Origin of the sequence: Mycobacterium simulans (assembly GCF_900232995.1) — a bacterium.
Taxonomy (GTDB): Bacteria; Actinomycetota; Actinomycetes; order Mycobacteriales; family Mycobacteriaceae; genus Mycobacterium; species Mycobacterium simulans.
In genome coordinates, this window is record NZ_OCVX01000033.1 from 1 (window position 1) to 11309 (window position 11309).

At 64.6% G+C, this 11309-nt stretch carries 10 protein-coding genes, 1 pseudogene and 1 riboswitch; of the genes and pseudogenes, 4 read left to right on the top strand and 7 right to left on the bottom strand.

What is annotated here, in order from left to right:
* The 4 genes from MSIMFI_RS26630 to MSIMFI_RS26645 form a co-directional block, all read right to left on the bottom strand.
* Positions 1-740: transglycosylase family protein (locus MSIMFI_RS26630; RefSeq protein WP_191499926.1), on the bottom strand; the 740-nt coding region annotated here is incomplete at its 3' end.
* Positions 741-748: 8 nt separating this feature from the next.
* Positions 749-972, bottom strand: a riboswitch (cyclic di-AMP (ydaO/yuaA leader).
* Between the two features lie 211 nt (positions 973-1183).
* On the bottom strand, positions 1184-1474 hold the full coding sequence (locus MSIMFI_RS26635) for a MoaD/ThiS family protein (protein ID WP_191499927.1): 291 nt from the start codon (positions 1472-1474) through the stop codon (positions 1184-1186).
* Complete coding sequence (gene moaA / locus MSIMFI_RS26640) at positions 1467-2549, bottom strand: GTP 3',8-cyclase MoaA (RefSeq protein WP_191499928.1); 1083 nt, start codon at positions 2547-2549, stop codon at positions 1467-1469. The genes MSIMFI_RS26635 and moaA overlap by 8 nt, the downstream gene beginning before the upstream one ends.
* Positions 2546-2956 carry a YccF domain-containing protein gene (locus MSIMFI_RS26645; protein ID WP_191499929.1) on the bottom strand — a complete coding sequence of 137 codons (411 nt, stop codon included), beginning with the start codon at positions 2954-2956 and terminating at the stop codon, positions 2546-2548. The genes moaA and MSIMFI_RS26645 overlap by 4 nt, the downstream gene beginning before the upstream one ends.
* A gap of 162 nt (positions 2957-3118) precedes the next feature.
* On the opposite strand from MSIMFI_RS26645, the gene MSIMFI_RS26650 reads away from it, so the two are divergent.
* Positions 3119-3526 (top strand): cold-shock protein, encoded by a 408-nt coding sequence (locus MSIMFI_RS26650; RefSeq protein WP_191499930.1) that lies wholly within the window; start codon positions 3119-3121, stop codon positions 3524-3526.
* A 204-nt stretch (positions 3527-3730) separates the two neighbouring features.
* Positions 3731-5683 (top strand): acyl-CoA dehydrogenase family protein, encoded by a 1953-nt coding sequence (locus MSIMFI_RS26655; protein WP_191499931.1) that lies wholly within the window; start codon positions 3731-3733, stop codon positions 5681-5683.
* A 94-nt stretch (positions 5684-5777) separates the two neighbouring features.
* Here MSIMFI_RS26655 and MSIMFI_RS26660 read toward each other — a convergent pair whose 3' ends face one another.
* From MSIMFI_RS26660 to MSIMFI_RS26665, 3 genes are all read right to left on the bottom strand, one after another.
* A complete protein-coding gene (locus MSIMFI_RS26660) occupies positions 5778-6953 on the bottom strand; it encodes a PPE family protein (protein WP_191499932.1) in 1176 nt (391 codons plus the stop codon).
* Positions 6954-6958: 5 nt separating this feature from the next.
* Positions 6959-7081 carry a hypothetical protein gene (locus MSIMFI_RS29125; protein ID WP_263597458.1) on the bottom strand — a complete coding sequence of 41 codons (123 nt, stop codon included), beginning with the start codon at positions 7079-7081 and terminating at the stop codon, positions 6959-6961.
* A gap of 80 nt (positions 7082-7161) precedes the next feature.
* Positions 7162-8358, bottom strand: a complete 1197-nt coding sequence (locus MSIMFI_RS26665) for a PPE family protein, SVP subgroup (RefSeq protein ID WP_449870983.1) — start codon at positions 8356-8358, stop codon at positions 7162-7164.
* A 486-nt stretch (positions 8359-8844) separates the two neighbouring features.
* Between MSIMFI_RS26665 and MSIMFI_RS26670 the strand changes: the two genes are divergently transcribed.
* Complete coding sequence (locus MSIMFI_RS26670; protein WP_191499933.1) at positions 8845-9849, top strand: glutathione S-transferase family protein; 1005 nt, start codon at positions 8845-8847, stop codon at positions 9847-9849.
* A 687-nt stretch (positions 9850-10536) separates the two neighbouring features.
* Positions 10537-11211, top strand: a pseudogene (locus MSIMFI_RS29450) (PE family protein); the annotation flags it as partial.
* Positions 11212-11309 lie beyond the last annotated feature (98 nt).

Sequence of the window (11309 nt, forward strand, 5' to 3'; positions counted from 1 at the left end):
AAGTCGGCGGGAGCCGGCGGCAGGTCCGCGGGTGGGGGTAGCTCGGCAGGAGCAGGCGGCAGGTCCGCTGGCGGCGCCAAGTCGGCGGGAGCCGGCGGCAGGTCGGCGGGTGGGGGTAGCTCGGCAGGAGCCGGCGGCAGGTCCGCGGGCGGCGCCAAGTCGGCGGGAGCTGGTGGCAGGTCGGCGGGTGGGGGTAGCTCGGCGGGAGCTGGCAAGTCGTTGCCGGCCAGTTCCACCGCGGGAGCCGGGTCAGCAGGCGCGGGATCGGCGGGCGGCGGCGCGTCAGCCAGCGGTGCCGGCTCGCCGTTAACTTCGGGCGCATCCAGCGGTCCGTCCAGCGCTGCCGGAGCAGGCACCTCGCGCGGCGTGGCCGCCGACAGCCCGTGACCGCATACCGGCCAGGCGCCGCGACCCTGAGTCGCCAGCACTCGCTCAGCGACCGCGATCTGCTGCTCTCTAGTGGCCAGCTGGGCAGACGGGGCAAACTCGCCGCCGCCATGTGATGCCCAGGTGCCTTGGGTGAACTGCACGCCGCCGTAGAAGCCGTTGCCGGTGTTGATCGACCAGTTGCCGCCTGACTCACAACGAGCTACCGCGTCCCATTCGTAGTCGGTTGCTGCGTTCGCATGGCCGGCGAGAGCCATGCTGCCGATGCTGCCGCCACCGAGCACCGCGCCGGTAAATGCAACCTTGGCGACGCTGACGCTCGAGGTGGTGGGCTTACGGTGACGTCCACTCATACTCTTTGAATTCCTCTCGGTACACGCCTACGAGGTCAGCTGTCGGGTTCGGGCTGGATTACGAAATAGAGAGGTCACCCGGCCAATGTCGTACTTCGGTGAACGACTTCGGCTTCACCCCAAGGGGCCATGGCTGACCCCGGTCCGATCTCGGTGGACCTGGTGGGTCCCCCGCCTCCATCCGCGGTCGGAATCCCTCTGCCTACTGGATGGAGCTCGGCGCGTTATAGGGAGGGAGGCAAATCACTCTGGGTTGGGTTGACTTGCCTCCCGAGACGGTAGCGGCTTACGGCGATCCCGTCACTGGGCAGAAATGTTGTGTTCGCCACGCGGCCACTGGGCAAAACGCCCGGGATCCCAGGTGTTTGCGCAGCTCATAGCACTCGAGATCGAAGCGTGGCCGGGTTGTTATCGTTTCGTTACGTGAGATATTTCACAGCGCTTTACCCGCCCGCGAAGGGCGGCAGTACATCAAGCGTGTCGCCGGCGGATAACGGTGTGGCGTCATCTCGGACGGCAATCCCGTCGCAGAGGTAGGAGCAGCGGCCCAACACCGTCGCAAGCCGGGCGCTCCGGGTAGTGAGATCCTTGACCAACTCGGCCACGGTGGTCCCGGGCGGCAGGCTCACGGTTTCCGACTCAACGCCGGCGGCCGCCCGCGCCGCCGCGAAATAGCGGACCGTCACTTGAATTTCGTCCGATTGGTCGGACACCTGGGCCTGCGGGTTAACCACCGATGGCGCTCATCGGGCGGTCGGGCTGAATGAAATTCGGGTCGTTTATGCCGTGACCGGCAGGCTTGCGCCACATTGCGGCGCGCCATGCGGCCTCGACCTGGCCGTCGTCAGCTCCGCCACGCAGCAGACCGCGAAGGTCGGTCTCCTCGGTGGAGAACAGGCAGCTGCGGATCTGGCCGTCGGCAGTCAGCCGCGTGCGGTCGCACGTCGAGCAGAAGGCGTGCGACACCGAGGCAATGACCCCGAATTTTCCGCTCGGTGTGGCTGGGCTCGCGTCGACCTGCCAGAGTTCGGCTGGCGCGGAGCCGCGCGGTGCCTGATCAGGCCGCAGCTGGAAGTGCTGCCGCAGCACGGCCAGCACGTCGTCGGCGCTCAGTGTGGCGTTGCGGCGCCACTGGTGCCCCGCATCGAGCGGCATCTGCTCGATTACCCGCAATTGGTAACCGTGCTGGAGGCAGAACCGCAACAGCTCGACGACGTCGTCGCGGCCGGTGATGGGGTCCAGCACAGCGTTCACCTTGACGGGCGCCAGCCCTGCTTCCTTAGCGGCGGCCAGTCCGGCCAGCACGTCGGGGAGTCGGTCCCGGCGGGTGATGGCCGCGAAGTGGGCGCGGTTGACGCTGTCGAGCGACACGTTGACCCGGTCCAGGCCCGCTGCCGCCAGAGTGGTTGCCCGCCGCGCCAACCCCAACCCATTGGTGGTGAGCGAAATTTCGGGGCGGGGCCTCAGGGAGGCCGCCGCCGCGATCACCGCTTCGAGGTGGCGGGCCAACAGTGGTTCACCACCGGTAAACCTCACGCTGGTCGCGCCGAGACGCGTGACGGCGATGCGCATCAGCCTGGCCAGTTCGTCGGGTCGTAGCAGTTGCTCGCCGGGTAGCCAGTCCAGGCCTTCTTCGGGCATGCAGTAGCTGCATCGCAGATTGCAGCGGTCGGTCAGTGACACCCGGAGATCAGTAGCGATCCGTCCGAAGCTGTCCAGCAATGGACCTTCCGAGGGGGGTGTTTGATTCGCGATGACGGGGTCGCCGGCCCGAGGCACCGCTGGTACGCCCAACGCGGTCACCGTCATGAGCCCACCCGTTCGAATTGGGCCGGCGAGCCGGCAGCAACGGGAACGATCTGCTTGCCCAGCGGCACCAGCGACACCGGAATCATTTTGAGGTTAGCCAACGCCAGCGGAATGCCGATGATGGTGATCGCCATTGCTGCCGCGCTCAGCAAATGTCCAATTGCCAGCCAGATGCCGAACAGCACCACCCAGATGACGTTGCCGATCAAGGCGCCGGTCCCGGAGGTCGGCTTTTCGACGATCGTGCGCCCGAACGGCCACAACGCGTATGACGCGATGCGCAGCGCCGCAAAGCCGAAGGGGATGGTGACGATGAGCAGGAAGCAGACAAGCGCCGCGACCAGGTATCCGAGGGCCAACCAGAGGCCACCGAAAACCAGCCAGATAATGTTCAGGACTAGGCGCATATCTCCTCCAGGCGGTAGTGCCAGCCTACCGAGTGACGGATAAACAGGGGTGCTTGCCTGCCAACCATCCGAGTAGGATCTGAGATCGTCATCGCGCCCTGCGCAGGCGGGGCGCGTCTTCTGTTGCCTCCAAGTGACTCGTTAGACAAGCAGGTGAGACCAGTGCCGACTGGCAAGGTGAAGTGGTATGACTCCGACAAGGGGTTCGGCTTCCTGTCGCAAGAGGACGGCGAGGACGTCTACGTCCGTTCTTCGGCATTGCCCGAAGGTGTCGAAGGGCTCAAAGCGGGGCAGCGCGTGGAGTTCGGCGTCGCTTCCGGTCGCCGCGGACCGCAGGCATTGAGTCTCAAGCTGATTGATCCACCGCCCAGCCTCTCGCGGACTCGCCGTGAGACGCCGGTCGAGCACAAGCACAGCCCCGACGAGCTGCACGGCATGGTCGAGGACATGATCACGTTGCTGGAGAGCGCTGTGCAGCCCGAACTGCGCAAGGGCCGTTACCCGGACCGTAAGACGGCCCGTCGAGTATCCGAGGTGGTCAAGGCGGTGGCGCGGGAGCTCGATTCCTAGCGCTGTGCGCGGAGACTACTTCCCGGCGTCTTGTCACATCCGCCACATTGGCCTCTGTCCGGGAGCATGTTCGTTGTGCGGGGCCATTTGAGCTGATCCAGCGGCCCAGATCGGATACGTGCGCTGCGAAGCTACTGGCGCGTAACATTCGGACAGGAACTGGGTACTCATGCCTCGATGTGATTCGTTAGCGAGGAGGCAACGATGGCACAGCAAGCGCAGGTCACCGAGGAGCAAGCAAGAGCCCTTGCCGAAGAATCCCGCGAAAGTGGATGGGATAAACCATCTTTCGCAAAGGAGTTGTTCCTCGGCCGTTTTCCGTTGGAGCTCATCCACCCGTTCCCCAGGCCATCGGACGTCGAGGAGGCTCGCATTGAAGAGTTTCTCGGCAGGCTGCGGGAATTTCTCGACACCATCGATGGCAGCGTCATCGAGCGTGACGCCCAGATTCCCGACGAATATGTGAAGGGCTTTGCCGAGCTCGGCTGCTTCGGCATAAAAATACCGTCCGAGTACGGTGGCCTGGACATGTCGCAAGTTGCGTACAACCGCGCCTTGATGATGGTTTCGTCCGTTCATCCCAGTCTCGGCGCATTGCTGTCGGCCCACCAGTCGATCGGAGTACCCGAACCACTCAAGCTCGCCGGGAGCCCGGAACAGAAGCGGAAGTTCTTGCCGCGCTGTGCTGCCGGCGCTATATCGGCGTTTCTGCTCACCGAACCGGACGTGGGCTCCGACCCGGCGCGCCTGGCCGCCACGGCGACGCCTGTCGACGGCGGGAAGGCATATGAGCTCGAGGGCGTGAAGTTGTGGACCACTAATGGCGTGGTCGCCGAGCTGTTGGTGGTCATGGCCCGAGTGCCCAAGAGCGAGGGGCATCGAGGCGGAATTAGCGCATTCGTTGTCGAGGCCGATGCACCCGGGATCACCGTCGAGCGGCGCAACAAGTTCATGGGACTGCGCGGCATCGAAAACGGGGTGACCAGGCTGCACGGCGTTCGAGTCCCCGCGGAAAACCTGATCGGGCGTGAAGGCGATGGCCTGAAGATCGCGTTGACCACACTCAACGCCGGACGGCTGTCCTTACCGGCCGTCGTCACCGGGTCCTCCAAGTGGTCGCTGAAGATAGCCCGGGAATGGTCCCGTGAACGAGTGCAGTGGGGAAAGCCCGTCGGCAAACATGAGGCGGTTTCCAGCAAGCTCGCCTTCATAGCCGCCACCACTTACGCGCTCGATGCGGTGCTCGAATTGGCCGGTCAGATGGCCGACGAGGGGCGCAACGACATCCGGATCGAGGCGGCGTTGGCCAAGTTGTGGTGCAGTGAGATGGCCGACGTGATCATCGATGAGCTGTTGCAGATCCGCGGTGGCCGCGGCTATGAGACCGCGGAGTCCCTTGCTGCACGTGGGGAGCGCGCGGTACCGGTGGAGCAGGCGGTGCGGGACCTGCGGATCAACCGCATCTTCGAAGGATCCAGCGAAATCATGCGGCTGCTCATCGCGCGGGAGGCCGTCGACGCTCATTTGACCGCCGCCGGTGACCTTGCGAACCCCAAAGCCGACCTGCGGCAGAAGGCTGCGGCGGCGGCCGGGGCAAGCCGATTCTATGCAAAGTGGTTGCCGAAACTGGTTTTTGGGGAAGGTCAGCGACCCACGTCGTACCGCGAGTTCGGCGCACTGGCGACGCATCTACGTTTTGTCGAACGCTCGTCACGCAAATTGGCCCGCAACACCTTCTACGGGATGGCGCGCTGGCAAGCCGGCCTGGAGCAAAAGCAAGGGTTCCTTGGGCGCATCGTCGATATCGGTGCGGAGCTGTTCGCCATGTCCGCGGTATGTGTGCGCGCCGAGGCGCAGCGAGTTGCCGATCCGGCCGAGGGCAAACAGGCATACGAATTAACCGAGGCGTTCTGCCGGCAGGCCACTCTGCGGGTTGAGGCACTGTTCCACGCCTTGTGGACCAACACAGACGGCATCGATGTTCGGTTGGCAACCGATGTCCTGGAAGGCCGTTACACCTGGCTGGAGCAGGGGATTATCGATCAGTCGGAGGGCACCGGTCCGTGGATCGCGCACTGGGAACCGGGGCCATCCACCGAGACGAATCTGGCCCGGCGGTTTCTGACGGTGTCGTCACCCGTGCAGACAAAATTGTGACGCATCCCTTACTTCCGATTCACTGAATCGGTTGTGCGGCAAGGTTTGTTGACGCCGATTGTGCGCACAGTTCCGTGCTGTAGAGAGCCTCCCGCTATCCCGCAAACGTGGGGCGCATCATCACCTTGGGACGGAACCCGTAGCGTGGACCGCTGCCTGCGCCGCCAAGGCCCGGACCCGCCAGCGGCATGCCGCCCAACAGGTTTCCAGTCGCCCCCGCCTCCGGCACGACCACGTCGCTAACTAGGGGCGCGGAGGCGGACCCCACCGTCGGGGCGAGCGCCGGCCCGGCCGCTGGCCAGCTGGCCGGAACCGAGAGCTTGCCGATGGAGGCCGCGTTGCCCAAACCGGCGGCTACCGGAAGATCGGCGCGCGGGATGCCGGCGCCGAGCGCGACTTCTGCACCGGCGACCGGCGCAGCAGCATCCGGACCGATCATTCCCATAGCCCTCTCCGCGGAGGCGATGCTGTTGGCGATACCAATGCCGAAGTATGGCAAGCCGGTGGTGTTATACCAGGTACCGGTCAACGGTGAAATGACGTTTAGGAACGTCTCCAAGTACTGCAGCCATTGCGGTGTTGCGGACACTCCGGCTGAGGTTGTGAGCGACATGAAAGGCCGTGTCAGCTCTAAAAGCGCGCTCGGCGCGCGAGAAACCAGCTGTGCCAACGTTGTCTGTATGGTGCCGGCTGAGGTGGCGGCGGCCTGGGTGACCGCGGCGGCCTGCAAGGCCCCGGCGGCTGCGTTGGTGGTGTCCGGCGGCGGCGCGAACGGTGTCACCGTCGAGGCGCTCGCCGAGGCCGCGGCATAGCTGTACATGGCCATCGCGTCCTGGGCCCACATTTCACCGTATTGGGCTTCCAGGGCTGCGATGGATGCCGTGTATTGGCCGAAGGTGTTGGCTTTGACCAGCGACACCAGCTGAGTACGGTTGGCCGTAACGAGCGGCGGAGGCACCACTGCCGTAACCGCGGCCTCGTAGGCGGCGACCGCCATGCGCGACTTGCTGGCAGCCTCCTCGGCTTGAGCGGCGGTGGCTCTCATCCAAGCCACATAAGGTGTGACGGCTGCGGCCATCGAACTGGACGCGAGGCCGACCCACTCCTCGCAGTGCAGTGTTGTGATCACCGTCTCGTAACCGGTTGCGGCCGAATCTAACTCGGCGGCCAAACCGTTCCAGGCCGACGCGGCTGCCGACATCGGCGCCGATCCCGGACCGGAGTACATGCGCAAGGAGTTGACCTCTGGCGGTAACGCTCCGAAATCCATCGCAATTAATCCCTTACCTCGTCGCGGTTGGTGCTGCGGGTGCTCATCGTCAAGCTCGTAGCCAGCAGCGTGGCGGCCGTCATCGACAATTGGGGCCTCGCTTGCGGTTGCATGGTTACTACTGACATGGCATGTCCCCTCAATGTCTCTCAGGCTCAATCGGTTTCAGGTGCGCCGATGTCCCCCCCATTCCCTTCTGCCCAATGCGCTAACCGATGGCCCGTGGGCCGACCACAGTGAGACGTGACCCGTATCGGCGTTGATCAAGGTTCTGCGTTCGTTCGGCGCCACCCATCGGCAAGCCCCGAAACAGACCTGTTGTCCCCTTTGCCTGCGCGGGATTTTCGGGAACCGGAGCCGAAATCGTCTCAGCCTCAATGTGTTCTGTGTAGGGGGAAGTAGCCCAGCTCGGTGGCGTCGACATCGGCCCGATCTTGCCGGCGTGTCCGAAACCCGCCGATACCGCTCCAGCGGTTAGGTGGTTGAAACCCGATTCCATGGCGGCCCCACCCGCTCCAATCGGTGCTGCACCGGCCGTTACCCCGGGCGAGGCCCAAGTGAGCGCCTGTCCAAGCTGGAGGATGTTGAGCGTATAGCCCTGGGTGTCGTATACCAGTCCCCCGATGTCATAGTCGAGGTTCAGTAGGTCGAGCCAGACTTGGGTCGGAATGCTCTCCAGCCACTTCAGGATTGCGTCGTACCAAGGCGTAGCCGAGAGAAAATGCACTACCTGCGCGGAGGCGGTACTCATCTCTGACGTCATCGACGATATCGCCGACGCAGAGTTTCCCGCCGGTGTGGCTGCGGCTTCGCCAACCGCGGCGGCCTGGCCGGGCAGGCCGGCTGGATTGGTGGTTTTTGGCGGCGCGGTAAAAGGTATCAACGTTGAGGCGGTCGTCGAGGAGCTGGCATAGCCGTACATGGCGTCGGCGTCTTGCGCCCACATCTCGGCGTAGTGGAACTCGGTGGTCGCGATCGCCGGCGTGTTCTGCCCCAGGAAGTTGGTCGCGATCAGCGTCATCAACAAGGTCCGGTTGGCAGCGATCACCGGCGGGGGGACGGTCATTGCGCGCGCTGTTTCGTAGGCGGCCGCGGCCGCCCTCGCCTGCATCCCGGCCAGGTCAGCGCGCGTCGAGGTGGTGCTCAGCCAATCCATATATGGCGTGAATGAGGCCAACATTGCCGCCGACGCGGGCCCTACCCACGGCAAGCTGGTCAGCTCCCAGATCACCGACTTGCAGCCCGTCGCCGCTAGGCTCAATTCCCCGGCCAGCCCGTCCCACGCACCCGCGGCAGCGAGCAGGGGCCCGGATCCCGGGCCGCTATACATCCGACCGGAATTGATCTCGGGCGGTAATGCCCCGAAGTCGAACACGATTCGGGAGTGACGCAGCAGCCGCGGCATGATATCGCCGATGCCAACGGTGGCATGCGTTTTGGCCGCGGCTGCCGATACATGATCTTGCCCGGCGGCGAGGCGAGCCAGCGGGAGTTCACCGGCATTGGCCGCCATCGATGAGCCGGCAACGGTCGCAATGGCGCCAAGCGCGGAGTCGACCAGAGGTGCGCGCGCCGAGCCGGCAGTTGCATCGACGGGGGTCTCGAAAGCCATGTAACCGTCCTGAGCACAGAGGGATTGGTGCAGCGACGCCGTCGTCGTAGAGTCATGCTGAATGTTGATTAGGGAAATAATCGATCAGCGCATGACTATTGCATGGCAATAGTTGTCTAGGTTTATTTCGGTTTGGTTAGGAGCTTGTGAAGTCGGTGCTGGTCACCGCGCTGGGATCCCGGTCTGCACGTGACCCCCGCCGCCCCGACCGCGTTCTCGGCACAGCCCAAGTAGTGGAACAGGTTTCAACACTGACGTCCATTGGGCAACACTGGCGCAATGGCTTCCTATGTTGCCGAGAGTGGCGAATTCACCCGTGACACCAACTACATCACCACCCGCATCACCGCCGACGGGCGTGACGGCTATCCGGTAGAGCCGGGCCGTTACCGGCTCGTTGTTGCGCGGGCGTGTCCTTGGGCCAACCGCACGATCATTGTTCGACGGCTGCTGGGTCTGGAACCTGTTCTCTCCATTGGGTTTTGCGGCCCCACCCATGACGAGCGCAGCTGGACGTTCGACCTCGATCCCGGGGGGGTCGACCCGGTGCTCAAGATACCGCGGTTACAAGACGCCTACTTCAAGCGTTTTCCGGACTACCCCAAAGGGATTACCGTCCCGGCGATCGTCGACATCCCCACCGGCGCGGTGGTAACCAATGATTTCGCGCAGATGACCCTGGATTTCTCCATCGAGTGGACCGCGCACCACCGCGACGGCGCACCGCAGCTGTACCCCGAGCAGTTGCGGGCCGAGATTGACGAGGTGTCGGCACGGATCTACACCGAGATCAATAACGGGGTATACAGGTGCGGTTTTGCCGGCTCGCAGGAGGCCTACGAGGCGGCGTACGACCGGCTGTTCACCGCGTTGGATTGGGTGAGTGGTCGCCTGGCGACCCAGCGATACCTGGTGGGCGACACCATCACCGAGGCCGATGTCCGGCTGTTCACCACGCTGGCCCGCTTCGATCCGGTGTACCACGGGCATTTCAAGTGCAATGGGTCCAAGCTCAGCGAGATGCCGGTGTTGTGGGCTTATGCCCGCGACCTATTCCAGACGCCGGGGTTCGGGGACACCGTCGACTTCGTACAGATCAAGCAGCACTACTACATCGTGCATTCGGACATCAACCCCACCCGGATTGTGCCCAAGGGCCCCGAGTTGGCCAATTGGCTGTCGCCACATGGCCGGGAAGCGTTGGGGTGCAGGCCGTTCGGTGACGGTATGCCGCCGGGGCCGCCGGTTGAGGGGGAGCGGGTGCCGACCGGTCACGGCGCATAGGCGCGTTCGCCGGGTGTCGCGATGTTTGCCGGCAGCTCGTCGTGCGGCCCGCAGAGTCTCGGGCAGGGTGACCCGGCGGGTCGACGGCTGGGGTGCCGAACGGCGTCGAATGGGCCACCGGGGCTCTTTGTCCGAGGGGCCTCGCCTTTGTTATATGTATTTCGTTCGAGAATATTGCCGCACTCGCAAAAAACCTAGGTTTGCTGCCAGAACACAGTACAATCTCGCGTCGTGTCGATGGCTCAATGGTTCGGTGGGGATAGCTGCGTGCGCATGACCAGGTTTCGAAAGTGACTATGGAAGCGAGTTGTCGTCCGTCGCCGAGGAGTGCCCAAAATGCGTCGACGAGGCGACACGCATGTGCGCATGCTGGCCTTATCTCGTTTGCTGACCTAGCCGGCCGTAACCGCTGTACCCCGCTCACGGGTGGTCTTACCGACTTCGATTTCCATCCACACCCGCGGCCACATCGTCACCGCGGCTCTCCGCCCCGAGCAGGCGAGGCGCGGGGACAGCCGGACCCACAGATCCCGTAACCAGCGGCGGTCGCATCCGCCTCTGTGAGCAGCCGGGCCGCCAGCACGGTTGCTCAGTCAATGCTTCCGAGCGCTGCCCGTAACAACACTTCAGCTCCGCCTTAGGCATCGAGGGCACCAACCGAGATAACTACGAAGTTAGGAACAGCTCATGTCGTTTGTGATCGTGTCGCCGGAGCTAGTCGCTGCTGCGGCTGCAGATTTGGCAGGTATCGGCTCGACGCTGGGCGCGGCCAATCTGGCGGCGGCGGTCCCGACGACGGGAATCGTGGCGGCGGCTGCCGATGAGGTATCAGCGGCCATTGCGGCTGTATTCGCCGCGCATGGGCAGACCTACCAAGCGATCACTACACAAGCGACGGCGTTTCATGATCAGTTCACGCGCTCTCTCAGTGCCGGCGCGGGGCTATATGCAAGCGCTGAAGCCGCCAGTGCCAGCCCGATGCAGAATCTGTTGAATTTGGTCAATGCGCCGACCGAGGCCTTGCTGGGGCGCCCCCTGATCGGGGATGGCGCCGACGGGCTGAATGGGACCGGGCAGGCTGGCGGGTCGGGTGGGTTGTTGTACGGCAACGGCGGCAGAGGCGGGGACGGTGGGCCCGGCCAGGCCGGTGGTGCCGGAGGGGCCGCTGGGTTGATCGGGCATGGCGGTGCCGGTGGGATCGGCTGGACTGGCGAGTCTGGCGGTCAGGGCGGTCGGGGGGGCCTCCTCTACGGCAACGGTGGTGCCGGCGGCCTAGGCGGGGGCGGTTCATTCAGCGGATTGAGCGGTAGTGGTGGGGCCGGCGGCAACGCCGGGCCGGGGGGGGAGGGGGGGGGCGGGGGGCCCACCACCCGGCTCTTATGAAAAACGGGAGCGGCCGGCGGGACGCCCGTGGGTGAGTCTGGGGGGCGGCGCGCACATTCATCAAAAAACGGTATGTG

Bases quoted from the DNA above. Each gene is read 5' to 3' on its own strand.
- moaA (WP_191499928.1), bottom strand. From the start codon at position 2,549: ATGACGGTGACCGCGTTGGGCGTACCAGCGGTGCCTCGGGCCGGCGAC.
- MSIMFI_RS26645 (WP_191499929.1), bottom strand. From the start codon at position 2,956: ATGCGCCTAGTCCTGAACATTATCTGGCTGGTTTTCGGTGGCCTCTGG.
- MSIMFI_RS26655 (WP_191499931.1), top strand. From the start codon at position 3,731: ATGGCACAGCAAGCGCAGGTCACCGAGGAGCAAGCAAGAGCCCTTGCC.
- MSIMFI_RS26660 (WP_191499932.1), bottom strand. From the start codon at position 6,953: ATGGATTTCGGAGCGTTACCGCCAGAGGTCAACTCCTTGCGCATGTAC.
- MSIMFI_RS29125 (WP_263597458.1), bottom strand. From the start codon at position 7,081: ATGTCAGTAGTAACCATGCAACCGCAAGCGAGGCCCCAATTGTCGATG.
- MSIMFI_RS26665 (WP_449870983.1), bottom strand. From the start codon at position 8,358: ATGCCGCGGCTGCTGCGTCACTCCCGAATCGTGTTCGACTTCGGGGCA.
- MSIMFI_RS26670 (WP_191499933.1), top strand. From the start codon at position 8,845: ATGGCTTCCTATGTTGCCGAGAGTGGCGAATTCACCCGTGACACCAAC.